18 protein-coding genes are annotated in these 17,276 nt (G+C 66.7%); 10 read left to right on the top strand and 8 right to left on the bottom strand.

Annotated features, from left to right (window positions below; all coding sequences use genetic code 11):
- The first annotated feature begins 21 nt into the window (after positions 1-21).
- Entirely contained in the window at positions 22-969 is a 948-nt protein-coding gene (locus ASD42_RS32070; RefSeq protein ID WP_056824026.1) for a DNA-3-methyladenine glycosylase family protein, read from the top strand.
- A 60-nt stretch (positions 970-1,029) separates the two neighbouring features.
- Here the strand turns inward: ASD42_RS32070 and ASD42_RS32065 are convergent, their stop codons facing one another.
- The gene (locus ASD42_RS32065) at positions 1,030-1,236 is read right to left on the bottom strand and encodes a hypothetical protein (protein ID WP_056824023.1); all 207 of its coding nucleotides are present in this window, start codon (positions 1,234-1,236) and stop codon (positions 1,030-1,032) included.
- Positions 1,237-1,418: 182 nt separating this feature from the next.
- Between ASD42_RS32065 and ASD42_RS32060 the strand changes: the two genes are divergently transcribed.
- Genes ASD42_RS32060 through ASD42_RS32050 form a run of 3 tightly spaced genes read left to right on the top strand, consistent with a single transcriptional unit; the run spans position 1,419 to position 2,727 of the window.
- The gene (locus tag ASD42_RS32060; RefSeq protein ID WP_056824020.1) at positions 1,419-2,324 is read left to right on the top strand and encodes a helix-turn-helix domain-containing protein; all 906 of its coding nucleotides are present in this window, start codon (positions 1,419-1,421) and stop codon (positions 2,322-2,324) included.
- A complete protein-coding gene (locus tag ASD42_RS32055; protein ID WP_056824017.1) occupies positions 2,321-2,521 on the top strand; it encodes a DUF397 domain-containing protein in 201 nt (66 codons plus the stop codon). Before ASD42_RS32060 ends, ASD42_RS32055 begins: the two co-directional genes overlap by 4 nt.
- On the top strand, positions 2,518-2,727 hold the full coding sequence (locus ASD42_RS32050) for a DUF397 domain-containing protein (RefSeq protein WP_056824014.1): 210 nt from the start codon (positions 2,518-2,520) through the stop codon (positions 2,725-2,727). The genes ASD42_RS32055 and ASD42_RS32050 overlap by 4 nt, the downstream gene beginning before the upstream one ends.
- Before the next feature lie 321 nt (positions 2,728-3,048).
- Here the strand turns inward: ASD42_RS32050 and ASD42_RS32040 are convergent, their stop codons facing one another.
- From ASD42_RS32040 to ASD42_RS32030, 3 genes are read right to left on the bottom strand one after another with little or no spacing between them, the layout of a single operon-like run.
- Positions 3,049-3,795, bottom strand: a complete 747-nt coding sequence (locus ASD42_RS32040; RefSeq protein WP_056824009.1) for a succinate dehydrogenase/fumarate reductase iron-sulfur subunit — start codon at positions 3,793-3,795, stop codon at positions 3,049-3,051.
- Positions 3,796-3,797: 2 nt separating this feature from the next.
- On the bottom strand, positions 3,798-5,720 hold the full coding sequence (locus tag ASD42_RS32035) for a fumarate reductase/succinate dehydrogenase flavoprotein subunit (protein WP_056824007.1): 1,923 nt from the start codon (positions 5,718-5,720) through the stop codon (positions 3,798-3,800).
- Positions 5,721-5,750: 30 nt separating this feature from the next.
- Complete coding sequence (locus tag ASD42_RS32030) at positions 5,751-6,590, bottom strand: hypothetical protein (RefSeq protein ID WP_200950551.1); 840 nt, start codon at positions 6,588-6,590, stop codon at positions 5,751-5,753.
- 248 nt (positions 6,591-6,838) lie between these two features.
- Here ASD42_RS32030 and ASD42_RS32025 point away from each other — a divergent pair, with 248 nt between their 5' ends.
- Positions 6,839-8,017 carry an acetyl-CoA acetyltransferase gene (locus tag ASD42_RS32025; RefSeq protein WP_082844325.1) on the top strand — a complete coding sequence of 393 codons (1,179 nt, stop codon included), beginning with the start codon at positions 6,839-6,841 and terminating at the stop codon, positions 8,015-8,017.
- Positions 8,018-8,205: 188 nt separating this feature from the next.
- On the opposite strand, the gene ASD42_RS32020 is transcribed toward ASD42_RS32025, so the two are convergent.
- The 3 genes from ASD42_RS32020 to ASD42_RS32010 form a co-directional block, all read right to left on the bottom strand.
- A complete protein-coding gene (locus tag ASD42_RS32020) occupies positions 8,206-8,496 on the bottom strand; it encodes a hypothetical protein (protein ID WP_056824003.1) in 291 nt (96 codons plus the stop codon).
- 191 nt (positions 8,497-8,687) lie between these two features.
- Entirely contained in the window at positions 8,688-9,638 is a 951-nt protein-coding gene (locus tag ASD42_RS32015; RefSeq protein WP_056823999.1) for an alpha/beta fold hydrolase, read from the bottom strand.
- Between the two features lie 265 nt (positions 9,639-9,903).
- Positions 9,904-11,085, bottom strand: a complete 1,182-nt coding sequence (locus ASD42_RS32010; RefSeq protein ID WP_056823995.1) for an ATP-binding protein — start codon at positions 11,083-11,085, stop codon at positions 9,904-9,906.
- Positions 11,086-11,194: 109 nt separating this feature from the next.
- On the opposite strand from ASD42_RS32010, the gene ASD42_RS32005 reads away from it, so the two are divergent.
- From ASD42_RS32005 to ASD42_RS31990, 4 genes are all read left to right on the top strand, one after another.
- A complete protein-coding gene (locus tag ASD42_RS32005) occupies positions 11,195-11,446 on the top strand; it encodes a hypothetical protein (protein WP_056823993.1) in 252 nt (83 codons plus the stop codon).
- A gap of 330 nt (positions 11,447-11,776) precedes the next feature.
- Positions 11,777-12,343, top strand: coding sequence for a C40 family peptidase (locus ASD42_RS32000; protein ID WP_056823990.1), 567 nt, complete (start codon positions 11,777-11,779; stop codon positions 12,341-12,343).
- Between the two features lie 3 nt (positions 12,344-12,346).
- Positions 12,347-12,733 (top strand): RNA-binding S4 domain-containing protein, encoded by a 387-nt coding sequence (locus ASD42_RS31995; RefSeq protein ID WP_056823987.1) that lies wholly within the window; start codon positions 12,347-12,349, stop codon positions 12,731-12,733.
- A gap of 91 nt (positions 12,734-12,824) precedes the next feature.
- A complete protein-coding gene (locus ASD42_RS31990) occupies positions 12,825-13,766 on the top strand; it encodes an MBL fold metallo-hydrolase (protein WP_056823984.1) in 942 nt (313 codons plus the stop codon).
- Positions 13,767-13,802: 36 nt separating this feature from the next.
- On the opposite strand, the gene ASD42_RS31985 is transcribed toward ASD42_RS31990, so the two are convergent.
- The gene (locus ASD42_RS31985) at positions 13,803-14,729 is read right to left on the bottom strand and encodes an NAD-dependent epimerase/dehydratase family protein (RefSeq protein WP_056823982.1); all 927 of its coding nucleotides are present in this window, start codon (positions 14,727-14,729) and stop codon (positions 13,803-13,805) included.
- A gap of 162 nt (positions 14,730-14,891) precedes the next feature.
- Between ASD42_RS31985 and ASD42_RS31980 the strand changes: the two genes are divergently transcribed.
- Positions 14,892-17,264, top strand: a complete 2,373-nt coding sequence (locus ASD42_RS31980) for a lysylphosphatidylglycerol synthase transmembrane domain-containing protein (RefSeq protein WP_056824232.1) — start codon at positions 14,892-14,894, stop codon at positions 17,262-17,264.
- Positions 17,265-17,276 lie beyond the last annotated feature (12 nt).

The following is a 17,276-nucleotide window of genomic DNA, read 5'->3' as shown; positions in this document are numbered from 1 at the left end:
TCACAGGCGCACAATGGTCGGATGCGTGATCAGACCCTGGACCAGCACCTGGCTTCGGCCGGGCTGTCCAGGACCGTCCGGTCGAGCAGGCCCTTCGACGTCGGCATCACCGTGGCACCACTGCGCCGCGGCGGCGGCGACCCCTGTCACCACGTCGGCCCCGACGGCTCCCACTGGCACGCCTCACGACTGCCCACCGGCGTGGTGACCTACCGCCTGACCCAGGACGGCCGCGACGGCGCCACCGCCCGCGCCTGGGGCCCCGGCGCCGAGGAATTCCTGGCCGGTCTCGACCGCATGCTCTGCCTCGAGGAAGACCTCGACGACTTCACCCCGGAACATCCCAAGCTGGTCGAGGCCCATCGCACGGTTCCGGGCCTGCGCATGCTGAAGACCGGCCTGGTGATGGAGTCGCTGATCCCGGCCGTCCTCGAACAGAAGGTGCACACGAAATCCTCGTTCGCGGCCTGGCGCACCCTGGTTCGCGAGTTCGGGACGAGGGCACCCGGCCCGGCGCCGATCGGCCTGATGGTGGCGCCGGACGCCGACACCTGGCGGCTGATCCCGTCGTGGAAATACCACCGGGCCAATGTCGGCCCGCAGCGCGCACAGACCATCGTGCGCGCCGCCAGAGTCGCCGACTCGATCGAACGCACCGCCACCCTCGACCCGGTCGAGGCCGCGCGACGTTTGCGCAGCCTGCCCGGCATCGGGGTATGGACGGTGGCCGAGACCGCGCAACGCGCCTTCGGCGATGCCGATGCCCTCTCGGTCGGTGACTACCACCTCGCCGCCGTCGTCGGCTGGAGCCTGCTCGGTCACCCGATCGACGACGACGCGATGGTCGAATACCTGCGACCGCTACAACCGCACCGCTACCGCGCGGTGCGGTTGCTCGGGCTGAGCGGGCAGGCGCACAAACCGAAGTTCGGCCCGCGCGACCCGCTCACCGACCATCGTCACCACTGAGTTGGGACACTGCTGAGTGGGGCCGACACTGGGCCGGGTTACCCCTGATGCGGGCCACCGCTAGCGCGTCGCGCGCGCGTCCAGTACGCAGCGGCCCGCTTCGACGAGGGTATTACGCGCCCGCCTGCGCACACGACACTCTTCGACGGTGCAGTCGAGGTGCAATTGCATTGCGGCATGGGCTTGTTCGGGCTCCATCGGACCCGGATCGGTGGAGCAACTCAGCAGTGCTGTGGCGACGCGCATGTTCACTTCGCTCAATTGCATGGCCCAAGCACAGCACGCAAATACCCGGCTAACGGTGAGTACACGCCCGATCGGCTAGATTTAGCACGAATTCCCAGCACAAGATCCAAGGGGGAGTGCAGGATTCCCCACAGTGGACGAATTCCACCGTCACCGCGGGGCTCGGAGCGGATGGCGGCGTGCGACACAGAAGGAGTGGGGCTGTGGCATCGAACGGAACAGACGGGCAGGCAGGCGTCTCCTCGACCCTGCCGCGTCGCCAACTCGGTCGCTACCTGCGCGACTGGCGCACCCAGGCCGGGCTCACCATCGCCGAGGCCGCCCGGCTGATGGAGTGGGGCGCCAGCACCCTGCAGCGGCTGGAAAAGGGGCAGGCCGACCGCATCCGCACTATCGATGTACACGAACTGTGCCGGATCTACGGCATTCCCGACCATCTCGCCGGCGGTCTCACCGGCCTCGCGCAGCAGGCTGCCGTCAAAAGTTGGTGGCACGCCTACGGGGATCTGATTCCCGAGAATTTCGATATCTATGTGGGTCTGGAGGCATCGGCGCACCGGTTGCGCGCCTATCAATCCGAACTGGTTCCCGGTCTGCTACAGACGGCGGAATACGCACGGGCACTGAATCATCTCGGCTTTCCCAAGGATTCGGTCGACGAGCTCGATCGCCGGGTCGCACTGCGGATGCAACGTCAGGCGTTGATCACCCGCAAGCATTCACCCGCCGAGATCGATGTGGTTCTGCACGAATCGGTATTGCGTACCATCGTCGGTGATGCGAAGGTGATGGCTGCGCAGTTGCGACACCTCGCCGACGCGAGTTCCCGAAGTAATGTCGCATTGCGCATCCTGCCGTTTGCCGCCGGAGTTCCACTCGGAGTCTCGACCGGACCTTTCACGGTTCTCGAGTTCGGTACCGACAGCAAGGGGCAACCGGTCGAACCGCCGGTGGTGTACGCCGAAGGCTTTACCGGCGACCTCTACCTGGAACGACGCGCGGATGTTCGAAGGTACGACCGGGCTCACGAATGCCTCCAGCGCCATGCGCTGGATATCCCACCGAGTAGAGACCTGCTACGGCAGGTCGCGAAGGAGTATGTGGCATGAGTTTCGATCTTGTTGACGCACACTGGTTCAAGAGCACTCGGAGTGGTGCAGGCAAGGATTGCGTCGAAGTAGCTTTCCTGTTCGGCGGGCACGTCGGGGTGCGCGACAGCAAGAATCCCGCGGGTCCCGCTCTGGTGTTCGACGGCGCGAGCTGGGACGACTTCACCCGTGGCATCGACACCGGCGCGTTCGCGTGAACACCAAGCGCGACATCGACACCACCGGCGCCACCTGGTTGCGGGCAGGCACCGGTGACGGGAGCGTGGAGGTCGCCATGCTGGCAGAGGGGCATGTGGCCCTGCGCGACAGCAAGAATCCCGAGGGTCCGGTGCTGATCTTCACCCCGAGTGAATGGACCGCCTTCACCGCGGGCGTGCACGACGGTGAGTTCGATCGTCCTTGATCACGCTAGATCACAGAACGATAGATATTCGGCATAGGCCGAGGTTTGATGCGACGCTCGGTCGGGTAACCCGGGTATATGGACCGAGGGTTGAAGAAAATGCCACCCCGGTACCGGAGGCTAGCGCCTGAGGACGGGGTGGAACGCCTGATCGTGATCCTGCTGTTCGCGGTATCGGCGATCGGAATCTACGTTCTCACCAGCTCTTTGCTGTCGGCGTTGTTCATCGGATTACTGGTCGGATTAGTCGCTGTAGGGACTGTCGCTGTCTTGTAGGCAGCCGTCGCTGCGGGGCTTCGCACCCCGCAGCGACAACAGTACCTACCGTCTGAACAATTTATTGCCGAGCCAGACAATAGGGTCGAATTGTCGATCCACGACCCGTTCTTTCAGTGGAATCAACGCGTTGTCGGTGATTTTGATGTGCTCGGGGCACACGTCGGTGCAGCACTTGGTGATATTGCAATAGCCCAAACCTGCTTCCTCCTGGGCCATTTCGCGTCGATCGCGGGTATCGAGCGGGTGCATCTCCAACTCCGCGATGCGCATCAGGTAGCGCGGGCCCGCGAAGGCGGGCTTGTTCTCCTCGTGATCACGCACCACATGGCAGGTGTCCTGGCACAGGAAGCACTCGATGCACTTGCGGAACTCCTGGGAGCGCTCCACATCGACCTGCTTCATCCGGTAGTCACCCGCCGCGAGACCGGGCGGCGGAGTGAACGAGGGGATCTCCCGTGCCTTCTCGTAGTTGAACGAGACGTCGGTGACCAGGTCCTTGATGATCGGGAAGGTCCGCATCGGCGTGACGGTGATGACCTCGTCCTGGGTGAACGTCGACATTCGCGTCATACACAGCAGACGCGGGCGCCCGTTCACCTCCGCCGAACACGAACCGCACTTGCCCGCTTTGCAATTCCAGCGCACCGCGAGGTCGGGAGTCTGGGTGGCCTGGAGGCGATGGATGATGTCGAGCACCACCTCGCCCTCGTTCACCGCCACCGTGTAGTCCTCGAGGCTGCCGCCCTCGATGTCGCCGCGCCAGACCCGGAACCGGGCGTCGTATCCCATGGTTACGCCTTTCCCTCGGCTGCCGGGTGCTCAGCCAATTCTTGCTCGGTGTAGTACTTTTCGAGCTCGCTCAGTTCGAACAGGGCGAGTAGGTCTTCGCGCATCGGCGTCTGGTCGGCCCGGGTGACGGTGACGTCGGGGATCTGGGCATCGGACGACGGATCGACCGCGCAGACCAGCAACGTGTTGCGCCAATCCGGGTTCATGCCGGGGTGATCGTCGCGGGTGTGGCCGCCACGACTCTCGGTACGCAACAGCGCTGCCTGCGCGACACATTCGCTGACGATCAGCATGTTGGCCAGGTCGAGGGCCAGATGCCAGCCGGGGTTGAACGGCCGCTTGCCCTGCACCGCCACGTTGGCGTAGCGGGCGCGCAACTCGGCGAGTTTGTCGATCGCCGCGCGCACCTCGTGTTCCTTGCGGATGATGCCGACCAGGTCGTTCATCGTCTGCTGGAGTTCGGAGTGCAGGGTGTACGGGTTCTCGCCGGAGCCGTCCGCGCGCGAGTCGAACGGCGCCAGTGCGGTGTTCGTGGCCGCTTCGATGTCGGCTTCGGCGGGCGTCGGCTTGTCGGAGAGCTGCTGCACGTAGGCCGACGCGCCGAGCCCTGCCCTGCGGCCGAACACCAGCAGGTCCGACAGCGAGTTGCCGCCGAGCCGGTTCGAGCCGTGCATGCCTCCGGAACACTCACCGGCGGCGAACAATCCGGGGACGAGCGCCGCGCCGGAATCGGGGTTCACCTCGATCCCGCCCATCACGTAGTGGCAGGTGGGGCCGACTTCCATCGGCTCGGCCGTGATGTCGACATCGGCCAGTTCCTTGAACTGGTGGTGCATCGACGGCAGCCTGCGCACGATCTCGTCGGCGGGCATCCGGGAGGCGATGTCGAGGTAGACGCCGCCGTGTTCGGTGCCGCGGCCCGCCTTCACCTCCTCGTTGATCGCCCTGGCGACCTCGTCGCGGGGGAGCAGGTCGGGAGTGCGGCGCGCGGAGTCGTTGTCGCGCAACCACTGATCGGCTTCTTCCTCGGTCTCGGCGTACTGACCCTTGAAGACCGGCGGGATGTAGTCGAACATGAACCGCTTGCCGTCGGAGTTCTTCAGCACGCCGCCGTCGCCGCGCACACCCTCGGTGACGAGGATGCCCTTCACGCTCGGCGGCCAGACCATGCCGGTGGGGTGGAACTGGAGGAACTCCATATTGATCAGCGTCGCGCCCGAGCGCAGTGCCAGCGCGTGGCCGTCGCCGGTGTACTCCCATGAGTTCGATGTCACCGTGTAGGACTTGCCGATTCCGCCGGTGGCCAGCACGACCGCGGGCGCCTTGAACAGCACGAAGCCGCCCGATTCCCGCCAGTAGCCGAACGCGCCGGCGATCGCCCCGCCGTCGGTGAGCAATTCGGTGATCGTGCATTCGGCGAAGACCTTGATCCTGGCCTCGTAGTCGCCGGTCGCCGCGAAGTCCTCCTGCTGCAGCGAGACGATCTTCTGCTGCATCGTGCGGATCAGTTCGAGGCCGGTCCGGTCGCCGACATGGGCGAGGCGGGGGTAGGTGTGGCCGCCGAAGTTGCGCTGGCTGATCCGCCCGTCGGCCGTGCGGTCGAACAGCGCCCCATAGGTTTCCAGCTCCCACACCCGGTCGGGCGCCTCCTGCGCGTGCAGTTCGGCCATGCGCCAGTTGTTGAGGAACTTGCCGCCGCGCATGGTGTCTTTGAAGTGCGTCTGCCAGTTGTCCTTCTCATTGGCGTTGCCCATCGACGCCGCGCAACCACCCTCGGCCATCACGGTATGCGCCTTGCCGAACAACGACTTACACACCACCGCCACCGAAAGACCTTGTTCGCGTGCCTCGATCACGGCTCGCAGACCCGCGCCGCCCGCCCCGATCACCACGACGTCGTAGTCGTGCCGTTCCACGTCTGGCATTGAAATACAAGCTCCTCGCGTTGTCGCGGCTCAGTTGACGAACCGCAGGTCCGAAATGGTCTGGCTCGCAACCAACATCACGTAGAAGTCGGCGAGCACGAGGGTGCCGAGGGTGGTCCAGGCCAGCGCCATGTGGCGGGTGTTGAGCTTGGAGATCTGGGTCCAGTACCAGTACCGCACCGGATGGGCGGAGAAGTTCTTGAGCCGCCCGCCCACGATGTGCCTGCACGAATGGCACGACAGGGTGTAGGCCCACAGCAGGATCACGTTGACCAGCAGGACGATATTGCCGAGGCCGAAACCGAAACCGCCACTGCTGCCGTGGAACGCGGTGATCGCGTCGTAGGTGTTGATCAGCGAGACCACCAGCGCCACGTAGAAGAAGTAGCGGTGCGCGTTCTGGATGATCAACGGCAGCCGCGACTCACCGGTGTAGCGCGCGTGCGGTTCGGCCACCGCACAGGCGGGCGGTGAGAACCACACCGAGCGGTAGTAGGCCTTGCGGTAGTAGTAGCAGGTCAGCCGGAAGCCGAGCAGGAACGGCAGCACCACGAAACCCAGCGGGATCCACATCGGCAGCTCGGGGAACGGGGTACCGAAATGCGCCGATCCCGGTACGCACGAGTCGCTCAGGCACGGGGAGTAGAACGGCGTCAGATAGTGGAACTCGGGCACCCAATAGGCGGTCCGCACAAAGGATCTGATCGTCGCGTAGGTGACGAACGCGGCGAGCCCGAGCGCGGTGAACAGCGGCGGTAGCCACCAGCGGTCGGTGCGGAGGGTGCGCGCGGAAATGCGGGCGCGCGTTCTGCTGAAGACGCCGGTGCCCGCGGAGTGGGAAGCGGGGGAAGCGGTCGGTGCGGCACTCACGGTGGATGCCTCGCTGATCTTCGGGTCTGCGGCAGTGATCATTACCCACCGCGATGGATTGTGATGTGGAGCACCATACGCCTCTGTTCATGCCGCTCGCGGTGGGTCTCATGCACTCGGTCACCACACATGGCGGTGATCTCGATCACAGGCGTGAAGGTCGTGACGACCCGTCATGCCTGCGCAACAAACCTGTGGTGCCCTGTGACAGGTATTCCCCCGTGCCGGGGAGAGGAGCGTGACGCGCAATGAGAAGAGCCGCGATCGTGGCGCCCGTCCGCACGCCCAGTGGCGTGGAGGGCGGTGCGTTGTCGGGGATGCCCGCCGAGTGGCTGGCGACCACGGTGTTGTCCGCCGTGATCGAACGCTCGGGGATCGACCCGCTACGCATCGACGATGTGGCCATGGCCTGTATCGATGGTGGCCTCTCCGATGTGCCCGCGGTCGGTTCGCTCGCCGCTCGCGGTGCCGGATTACCTTTCGCAGTACCCGGTTTCGTCACCGACAAACACGGCGGTAGCGGACTACAGGCGGTGATCACCGCGGCGATGATGGTCCAGACCGGCGCCGCGGATGTGGTGGTCGCGGGCGGGGTGGAATGCGCGACGACCCATGCGGGGCTGCCCGGTGGGACCGCGGGATTGCACAACGCCGAGCGGTTGGCGCACTACTACGGGATCGACCGCAATGCCGCCGACGAGTTCGCGGTGGCCAGTCATCGCAAGGCGGCTCGTGCCTGGCGGCAGGGCGCGTTCGCGGCCGAGGTCGTCGGGGTGGCCGCCGGGTTCGGCGATCACCAGATCACCCGTGACGAGGGCGTGCGCGACGACCTGTCGACCCACACGCTTGCCGGTTTGCGCCCGCTGCTGCGCGAGGGCGTGGTGACAGTCGGAAACATGAGTTCGCATCGGCTCGGGGCGTCGGCGTGCCTGGTCGTCGCCGAGGACCGGCTCGGCGAGCTCGGGGTGACGCCGATGGCGTTTCTCGCGGGCTGGGCCGCGGCCGGGTGTGACAACGCGGGTCCCGGACTGGGGGCAGCGCCCGCGGTCTCGAAGCTGCTCGGGCGAGCCGGGTGCTCGCTGGACGAGATCGATCTGCTCGAAATCAACGAGGGCTACGCGGTGGAGGTGCTCGCACTGGCCACCGAATGGGAACTCGACCCACTCGACCGGCTCAATGTGAACGGCTCCGACATCGCGCTCGGGCACCCGGTCGGGGCCACGGGCCTGCGGATCATGACCACGATGCTGCACGAACTGGGCCGCACCGGCGGTCGCTACGGACTGGAGGCCATCGCGCTCGGCCACGATCACGGGATCGCGGCCCTGTTCGAATCGGCCGAGGCCGACGAACCGACCGAAGCCCCACGAGGCGCCCGCTTCCACGGCTCTCGAACCCGCAAACTGGGCCGACACCGAGCGGGGTAGTCCTGATGTGTCTCTACCCGAAAGGGGCCCGCCCCGATCTGGACTGACCGAAGGGTGCGACGAAGGAGTGCCCGTAGGGAGGGAAGATCGGGGGCCCGAAGGGCCCCGCTCGAGCGCGCCAGCGCTCCAAAGATACTGGTCGGCGCGACGACCCTGTAGGCAGGGCCGTCGCGCCGGTGATCAGGTTCTTACTTCGTTCTGGGGCGGGAGTGGAAGCCGAGGCCTTCGTCCTGGGCGCCCATCCATGCTGCTTCGTCGGACTTGCTGTCGGGGACGTAGATCGGCTCCGACCTGCGTGGGACGGCGAGTTCCGGCGGTGGTGCCTGCTCGAAGTCCTCGGCGTCGATGACGAGCCGCTCGAGGTCGTTCTCCAGACGACGGATGGTGGCCGCGTCGCCGTAGTTGGAGCGCAGTGCGCCGATCGATTGCCGGAGTTGGCCGACCGCGTAGCGCAGTTCCGCGATATCGCTGCGTGTCATCGTTACCTCCTGTGTATATGGCGGGCATACCGACTCGCCGGATCACGGGTACGCCCGAAAAGTCCCGGGCCGCACTGCACCGAGCCGTGTGACTCACCACACAACGTGATCTCCACCACAATAACGGATCTTTTCGGTTTACGCCCGATGTTGTGGGAGAACACAGGATTGCCGTCCGGTAACTGTTGCGCTCACCCAGCGACGGCGTAGCCCGTGCGCGCGCCGATCCTCGCCCGGTCGACCAGCGTGGTGATCGAGTGGGCGACGTCCTCGGCGTGTTCGAGGATCACGCTGTGACCGGCGCCTTCGATCCGTACCAACTCGGCGCCCGCCAGCTGTGAGGCCAGCACCACCGAGTGGGTGAACGGCACCATGAGATCGGCCGAGCCCGCCAGGACGAGAGCGGGTAGATCGCCGAAGCGGGCGAGGGTGTTCGCCTCGTCGAAGTCGAGCAGTGAGCTCAGGAAGCCGGACATGGTCAGCAGCGCGGTCTCGTTGAGCACCGCGGTGGCGATGGCCGCGACGCGCGGGTTCAGGCGCCGGGTGCCCGTGCTCGCCTCGCGGATCAGCGGACCGAAGATCCAGCGGGAGAAGCGCTTCGACGCCTGCATCACCCTGGGCGCGGCCACGACCGCGCGCTGCAGCGAGGCCACAGCGTGCCGATTGAGGAGTCTGCCGAGGCCGACCTCGGTGATGCCGCCCGCGGCGCCCGCGATCAGGCCGATCCCGGCGACCCGGTGACCGATGGCCGCCGGGTAGATGCGGGCGTAGGCCAGCACCACCATCGCGCCCATCGAATGTCCGACGAGTACCACGGGCCCGGCCGGTACGACCGCGCGCAGCACCGCGTCGAGATCGGTGGCGAGCTGGTCGATCGTGTAGGTGGCGTGGTGGGCGTGCCCGGATTCGCCGTGGCCGCGATGGTCGTAGAAGACCATGCGGGCGTCGGCGGCCCAATCCCGCAGCAGATGGTCGCGCAGGAACGACCAGGATTCGGTGTGCAGGCAGTGGCCGTGGACGAAAACGACGGTCAGGGCCGCGTCATTGTCGCCGAAGCTGCGGACCGCGATGGGCACACCGTCATCGGCGACGACAGTGCAGCGGCGACCGCCGGTGCCGGTGATAGGGAAGGTCTTCGACATTGCGGCCTCCTCCGTCTGCGGCGGGACGCCCTTAGGAATATGCGTTCCTGCCTGGTGTTTCGGAGAAGGTTTCCAGTGTGTTAACCGGTCAACCCTCGCGTTATCCACTCGATGCGCAAACGATTCCGGGTGGGCGCGCATCGTTACTCAGGACAATCTTCGGAGATCTAGCACTTTCACTAGAAATTTGTAGACGGCTGTCGAGACGTAGCTCCGCAGGGAATTCTTCGTATCTCTAGGTTAATTACTAGAAACCCGAAGACGCTCATACGCTCCGGAGGTAGCGGCCGAAGTGGGGGACCGTGAAGCCGATCGTGCCGCGTTCGGCCGAGTAGATGAGGCCCTTCTTGATCAGGCCGTCACGCGCGGGGGAGACCGAGGCCGGCTTGCGGCCGAGCTCGGCGGCCACCGCCGAGGTGGCGACCGGGGCGTCGTCGCCCGCCAGGTCGGCCATGGCGCGCATGTACTCGCGTTCGGCGGGGGTCGCGCGTTCGTAGCGGGAGCCGAAGAAGCCGACCGCCAGTTCCTCTTCGGCCGCGGGGGAGGCCACCGCGACGTCCTCGGCGGTGATCGGGCTCTCGGGTGCCTGATCCCAGGCGGCCTTGCCGTAGGCCTGGACGAAATACGGGTAGCCGTCAGCTCTTCGGTAGAGCGAATCGAGCGCGGTTTCGGTGAACTTCACCTCCTCGCGTTCGGCGGGCGCGATGAGGGCGAGGTCGGCCGACTGGCGGTCGAGGCGATCGATGCGGTGGTAGCTGAAGAGTCGCTCCGAGTAGCTTTTCGAGGCCGAGAGCACTGCGGGCAGATGGGGCAGGCCCGCGCCGACGACGATCAACGGGGCGCCGTCCTGGCTCAGCTCGTGGCAGGCGCCGCAGATCGCGGACACGTCGGCGGGGCCGAGGTCTTGCATTTCGTCGATGAAAATGCCGATGCCGACCCCGATATCGGCGGCGAGGGCGGCCGCCTCTTTGAACAGTTCGATCAGATCGATCTCGATATCGCCCGAGTCGGCGCGGCCGGTCACAGCGGGCACATCGATACCGGGCTGCCACCGTTCGCGCATGCCCTTGTCCGCGGTGGCGCGCAACGCGAAGGCCTTGAGGATGCCGAGGAAATCGTCGACGCGCTCGGGATTGCGGTGCGACATCGCGATCGCGCGCACCGCCATGTGCAAAGCCGAGGACAGTGGCCTGCGCAGATCCTGGTCGGGCCGTGCCTCGATCTTGCCGGTGCCCCAGCCGCGCGAGATGGCGGCGGAGCGAAGTTGATTGAGCAGCACGGTCTTCCCGACACCGCGCAGGCCCGTGAGCATCACACTGCGTTCCGGTCGGCCGCGGGCGATGCGCTCGAGCACGATGTCGAACGCCGCGAGTTGTTTGTCGCGCCCGGCCAATTCGGGTGGACGCTGGCCGGCGCCGGGTGCATACGGATTGCGCACGGGGTCCATGCCGGATAACCGTAGCGCGTGGGCACGGGAGAATCTCGGTAACTCTCGGCTGTGTCCTAGATACTGCTAGCGAAACCGAGAACTGCCGTCGAATCCGGAATGGAGCCCGATGTCCTCCGAACCTCAGACCACCGCGGAGATCGTGGCGAGCTGGCCGCTGCCGCAGGGCGCGCACCTGGTCGACACGATCCGGCGCGGCCTGCTGGCCACGATCGGCGCGGGCTACGACGATCCGGATCCGCAGGTGGTGGCCGATCTGGCGATCGGGCCGCTGATGATCATGTTGGGCAGGCTGGAGGTCGACCTGGCCGACGCCAGGACGCGCATCGACGAACTCGAGCGCGCGCTACGCGATCGGTAACGCGCCGCGCGGCGGTGACGATGAAATCGTTACTCGCGCCGACACGCCGGTGCCGTAGCCCTTGTTCTGGGCTTTTCCGGTCGGAGGAAAACAACTTGCGTGCTTCGCTGGACAGCGCTCATCACAGGCCGTAATCTTCTCGTGACTTAGTGGAGTCTGTCGGTTCGTCAGAGAAGCGGCGCCACTGGGTCACCGCCGAATAGTCATGATCGCCAAGCGATTCGCGACGAAGCGGCGGGAGAGTAGCAAGATCGGAGACTCGTCTCGGTGGGTAAACACAGCTTGCAGCGGGATTCTCGACTGCCGAATTCCGTCAAGGGTGCCCTCGTCATGGGCGCGGTGGCCGCTACAACCGGTGCGATGCCCGCGATTTCGCAGGCCGCCACGATCAACATCCCCGGTCTGGGTAACTTCGATCTGCCGCCAGAGCTCGAGCAGCCGGCACAGCAGGTCGAGAAGCAGCTGCAGGCGATGGTCGCCCCTCAGGGCCAGGCCGCACCGCAGCTCCCGAGCGTGAACTTCGAGAACCCGTTCTCCCAGCCGCAGCAGCAGACCGCAGGCAACGTCGCCCTCGATGCCGCTCGCGGCAAGCTGGGCGCCCAGTACAACTGGGGTGCCGCGGGCCCGCAGAGCTTCGACTGCTCCGGCCTCGTGCAGTGGGCATACCGCCAGGCCGGTGTCGAACTGCCGCGCACCAGCTTCGAGCAGTCGCACGTCGGCGCTCCCGTCTCGTTCGACAACCTGCAGGCCGGTGACATCGTCATCACCAACGGTGGCGGCCACGTCGGTATCTACGCGGGCAACGGTCAGCTCCTCAACGCCGTGCAGTCGGGCACCCCGGTGTCCTACACCCACCTCAGCGCAGACGACGTCGTCACGGCTCGCCGTATCGTCTAAGGGGTGACCCCCCAGCACTCCGATACCCAGGCCCGCGTCGACGCGTGGACCTGGGCAGTGCGCCTGTTCAAAACACGCTCGGCCGCGGCAGAAGCTTGCCGCGCCGGGCATGTCCGCGTTAATGGGGTAACGGCGAAACCGGCGCTGACCGTCCGCCCGGGTGACGAGATCAGAGTCCGTCATGCCGGCCTCGAGCGCATCGTCGTCGTCGAGCGGATCATCCACAAGCGCGTCGGTCCGCCCGTCGCCGCCCAGTGCCTGATCGATCGCAGCCCGCCGCCGCCTCCGAAAGAAGTCCTCGCCACCCTGCCGCAGCGCGAGCGTGGTGCGGGTCGGCCCACGAAACGTGAACGACGCGAAACAGATCGGTTGATGGGCCGCACCGACTAGACGCCGAATGTTATCGGGCGTTGGCCGCTGACAACAGCGGCTCGACCTGGCCCGGTGGTCGGGGTGTGGGCGATCGCCTACGGTGGCACATATGGGTGAGCGCACGACGATGTTATCGACTGTTCTCGCTTGCTGGGTCGGTGTCGTCACCACGGGTCCACGGCTGCTCTGGCCGCGCGGCGCCGACACCGCATTTCTCGACGGGCTGGAGTGCGTTCCCGTCCCTCCCGCGCACAACACCGTAGGTCTGACCGCGCTCGTGCAGGCGGAGCTGTCCGCGCCGACGGCGATCGTCGCCGAGGGTGTGCGGACCCTGCGGTCCACGCAGCTGACCATGTCGACGTTCCTGGTCCGCCACCCGGAGGCCACCTTCCTGGTCGACCCGGCGATCTGCGCGGGCGTGCACCAGCGAGTGCTGCCCGAGCTGCCCTTTCCCGTGCCGCTGCTGGTCGCCCCCGACAGCCCGGTGCACGGGCTGAGCGAGGTACTGGCCGCTCACGACCTCACCGGCAACGATATCGACTTCGTGCTGCCGACACATCTGCACTGGGACCACGTCGCGGGGCTGTACGAACTGCCCGGCCTGGTCCCGATCCGCGTGCCCGATATCGAGTACCGGTGGGCCATGGCCGGTGCGCAGGTGCCGCTCGGCGTCGCCCGAGGGCCGCTGCGCGGGCGCGCCTTCGACCTCTACGAACTCGACGGCCCGCCGGTACTCACCTTCGCCCGTAGTCACGACCTGTTCGGTGACGGCTCCGTCCTGATCGTGGACCTGGCAGGCCACACTCCCGGCAGTGTCGGCATCCTGCTCGCCGTGGACGACGGCTCCCGCGTCCTGCTCGCGGGCGACGCGGTCTGGAGCACCCTGCAGATCGACCTCATCCGGGAAAAGGCTCCGCTCCTGGGCGAACTACTCGACGCCACCCGCGACCGGGCCTTCGAAACCATTCACCGACTGCACGCCCTCCCGGCCGATATCGAAGTGATCCCCGGCCACGACCGCGCCGCTGTCATGGCGAGAGCGGCGCACTGACCCGCGTAGCGCATCCGGAAGCGGTGGATCGATCCGTCAGGCGGCGAGACCGGCGGAAACGCTGGAATATCGAGGACTCCAACCCAATTCGTCGTTGGCCAGCCGACTCGAGATCCGCATCGAGGTATCCGACATGAGCGCGCCGATATAGGGCACGGCCAGTCGGATCATCCACGCGGGCAAGCGGATCGGGCGTGGAGTCCGGTGGCTGCGGGCGACCTCCGCGAAGAATTCCTGCCAGGTGATCGGGTTGTCGTCGGCGATGTTGTAGGCGCGACCGGGTGCACCGCGTTCGAGTGCGGCGACGGTCGCGGCGGCCGCGTCGTCGACATGGACCCAGGTATTGACTCCACCGGAACCCAACGGCCCGACCGGCGCGTGCTTGCGCATCATGTCCGCGAACAGATCACTGAACGCTCCCGGACCGTAGAAGAGCCCGTACCGCAACGCGATTCCGTCGACACCGGGCGCGTCGAAGACCTGGCTCTCGCCGGAAACGCACGCGCGGACCACCTCGTCGGCCACCCCACCGTCGTACACCCCGAACCGGTCGCGCTCGGTGACGAGCCGGTCGCCGTGATCGTGGTACCCGTAGCCGAGGATCAGCGACTGGGTGACGAACCGCCCGGCGCCCACCACCGACGCGGCCGCGAGCAGGTTGGCCGTGCCGGCCGTCCGCAGCAGCCCGGTCGGATCGTCGGCCGGAATCCGGCGTTGCACCTTGGCATCGCGCAAGGCGGTGGCCTGATGGATCACGGCGTCGGCGCGCAGACCGTCGACAGCGTGTAGGAGTGCCTCGCGGTCGAGCACATCGGCGGTGACCGGGGTGGCGCCGAGCTCGCGCACGAGCGGGTTCGCGTTCGGATTGCGGACGAGCGCGGAAACTGTGTGCCCGTTCGCGGACAACGCGCGGATCAGGGGGCGGCCGATGGCGCCGGTGGCACCTGCGAGCAGAACCTGCATGATCGTTCCTTCCGGCTGAGTGGAGGTTTTCCTACTTCCTGGACGGGGTAACGCCAGTGTTTGTGACGGCCTGTGATCGGCTTCACGGCACGCGGGAACGACCGTGCTGGTTGGGTGATGTCCCGGCGGGTCTGCGGCGTGTCGGTGTGTATCGTGCGGCTCATGCGAGTCGACGGTCGGGAGATCCCGGTCACGGGGAAACTCCTGCAACCGCTGATCCGGCGTACCAGTGACATCGTCCGGGTGGTGCTGGCGGGGATAGGTGTAGCCGTGGTGGTCGCGGGCTCGCTGATCACCCGGCCGGAGTGGCTGGCGCTGGAACGCTCGGTCGCCAGGATCGTGGACTTTCTCAGCCAGGACCAGGCGACCATGGTCTACCTGATCTACGGAATGCTCATCCTGGCACTGCCGTTCGCCATCTTCATCGAACTCGTGTTGCGCAGGCAGTGGAAGCTGCTGGCCGGGTACGGGGCGGCGGGCCTGTTCGCGGTGCTCGCCCTGTCGATCACCGGCGCGGGCATCTCCACGCCGAAATGGCACATGCCGGTCCCTGACCGCTTCGACACCTTCCTTTCCCAGTTCCTCGACGATCCACGCTGGATCGCGATGCTCGCGGCCATGCTCACCGTGTCGAGCCCGTGGCTGCCGGTGCGGCCCCGGCGCTGGATGTGGTTTCTGCTGTTGATGTTCGCGCCGATCCACCTGGTGGTGAGCTCGGTGGTGCCCGCGCGGGCGATGCTCGGCTTGGCGGTCGGCTGGCTGGTCGGCGCGGTGATCGTCTGGCTGGTCGGCACGCCCGCGCTCGAGGTGCCCCTCGACGCCGCGGTCCGGGTGCTCGCCGGGCGGGGCCATACCGTGAAAGCCTTCCGGGTCGATCGGCCGGCCGGGCGCGGACCGTTGCTGCTCGCCACCGAGGTCGACGGGCCCGAAGACGAGATCGTCGTCGAGCTGTACGGCAAGAACCAGCGCAGCTTCGGCGCGATCCGGCAGGTGTGGCGCTGGATCACCTTCCGCTCCAGCGAGACCGCACCGCTACACGGATCGATGCACCGTGCGGTGGAACATCGGGCGCTGCTCGGCATCGCGATCGGTGACCTCGGGATGGCCGACAGCCATCAGGTCGTGGTGGCGGGCCTGAGTCGCGGCTGGATGCTGTACGCGCACACCATGCCTCGCGGTACGCCGATCGCGACCTTGTCGGCGCAGGTGCTGCCCGGGGTGTGGCGTTCGCTGCTTCGCCTGCACGACAACCAGATCAGCCTCGGCGATCTGCAACCCGACTTCGTGCGAGTCAGCCAGGGCGACACCCTGTTCGGCGGTTTCGCCGCCGCCGAATTCGGTTCGGCCGAGTCGCAACGTCAGACCGACATCGCCCAGTTGCTGGTGACCACCACCTCGCTCTACGGCAAACACGAGGCGGTCTCGGCGGCGATCGAGGCACTCGGCGAGGACAAGGTCGCCGTCGCGGCCCGGCGCCTGACGAAATCGGCCATGTCGATCGGCATCCGAAAGTCGGTGCCGCAGTGGACCAAAGTGATGTCCACCGCCCGCGAGGAGGTGCGAAGGCAAACCGGCCACGACCGCATCCAGTCCGAGCAGATCACCCGTTTCTCCCGCAACCAGCTCATCCAGCTCGTCCTACTGGTCGCGCTGGTCTACGTGGCGTATCCGTTCTTCAGCCAGGTGCCGACGTTCTTCAGTCAGCTGCGCACGCTCAACTGGTGGTGGGCGCTCGCGGGTCTCGCCGTGTCGGGGTTGACCTACGTCGGCGCCGCCGCCGCGCTCGGTGCCTGTGCGGACGGCCTGATCAAGATGCGCTATCTGCTCGTGGAGCAGCTGGCCAACACCTTCGTGGCGACGACCACCCCCGCCGGTGTCGGCGGGTTGGCGCTGAGCGTGCGGTTCCTGCAGAAGGCGGGCATGTCCACGCTGCGGGCTACGGCCGCGGTGGCGATGCAGCAGTCGATGCAGGTGCTCACCCACCTGGTGCTGCTCGTGGTGTTCAGTGTGGTGGCCGGAACGTCGAGCAACCTGGCCCACATCGTGCCCGACGCGACGGTGCTGTATCTGGCCGCGGGCGTGGGTGTGGGACTGATCGGCGCGTTCATGTTCGTGCCGACGCTGCGTCGCTGGGTGAATCATTCGGTGCGCCCGCAGGTCAAGGAAGTGTTCGGCGAACTCGTCGACCTCGCGAAGGACCCGAAGCGATTCATCGTCATCGTCGGCGGCTGCGGCATGATCACCCTCGGGCAGGCGCTGGCGCTGTGGACGAGCGTCGAAGCCTTCGGTGGTGGCACGGATTTCGTGGCCGTCACCATCGTCACCATGATCGGCGGCACGCTGGCCTCGGCCGCGCCGACACCCGGTGGCGTCGGCGCGGTCGAGGCGGCGCTGATCGGTGGTCTCGCGGCCTTCGGCGTCCCGGCCGAGATCGCAGTCCCCGCCGTACTGCTCTACCGCGTGCTGACCTGCTGGATTCCGGTCGGTCTCGGCTGGCCCGTCATGGGCTGGCTGGACAAAAAAGACATGATCTGAATTGTTGGAGCG

The organism is Nocardia sp. Root136 (assembly GCF_001427185.1).
Taxonomy (GTDB): domain Bacteria; phylum Actinomycetota; class Actinomycetes; order Mycobacteriales; family Mycobacteriaceae; genus Nocardia; species Nocardia salmonicida.
Note: the sequence above shows the minus strand (reverse complement) of the source record. Positions and strands in the feature narration are given on the sequence as shown.

Bases quoted from the DNA above. Each gene is read 5' to 3' on its own strand.
- ASD42_RS32070 (WP_056824026.1), top strand. From the start codon at position 22: ATGCGTGATCAGACCCTGGACCAGCACCTGGCTTCGGCCGGGCTGTCC.
- ASD42_RS32065 (WP_056824023.1), bottom strand. From the start codon at position 1,236: ATGCAATTGAGCGAAGTGAACATGCGCGTCGCCACAGCACTGCTGAGT.
- ASD42_RS32055 (WP_056824017.1), top strand. From the start codon at position 2,321: ATGAGTTTCGATCTTGTTGACGCACACTGGTTCAAGAGCACTCGGAGT.
- ASD42_RS32040 (WP_056824009.1), bottom strand. From the start codon at position 3,795: ATGGGATACGACGCCCGGTTCCGGGTCTGGCGCGGCGACATCGAGGGC.
- ASD42_RS32035 (WP_056824007.1), bottom strand. From the start codon at position 5,720: ATGCCAGACGTGGAACGGCACGACTACGACGTCGTGGTGATCGGGGCG.
- ASD42_RS32025 (WP_082844325.1), top strand. From the start codon at position 6,839: ATGAGAAGAGCCGCGATCGTGGCGCCCGTCCGCACGCCCAGTGGCGTG.
- ASD42_RS32020 (WP_056824003.1), bottom strand. From the start codon at position 8,496: ATGACACGCAGCGATATCGCGGAACTGCGCTACGCGGTCGGCCAACTC.
- ASD42_RS32015 (WP_056823999.1), bottom strand. From the start codon at position 9,638: ATGTCGAAGACCTTCCCTATCACCGGCACCGGCGGTCGCCGCTGCACT.
- ASD42_RS32010 (WP_056823995.1), bottom strand. From the start codon at position 11,085: ATGGACCCCGTGCGCAATCCGTATGCACCCGGCGCCGGCCAGCGTCCA.
- ASD42_RS32005 (WP_056823993.1), top strand. From the start codon at position 11,195: ATGTCCTCCGAACCTCAGACCACCGCGGAGATCGTGGCGAGCTGGCCG.
- ASD42_RS32000 (WP_056823990.1), top strand. From the start codon at position 11,777: ATGGGCGCGGTGGCCGCTACAACCGGTGCGATGCCCGCGATTTCGCAG.
- ASD42_RS31990 (WP_056823984.1), top strand. From the start codon at position 12,825: ATGGGTGAGCGCACGACGATGTTATCGACTGTTCTCGCTTGCTGGGTC.
- ASD42_RS31985 (WP_056823982.1), bottom strand. From the start codon at position 14,729: ATGCAGGTTCTGCTCGCAGGTGCCACCGGCGCCATCGGCCGCCCCCTG.
- ASD42_RS31980 (WP_056824232.1), top strand. From the start codon at position 14,892: ATGCGAGTCGACGGTCGGGAGATCCCGGTCACGGGGAAACTCCTGCAA.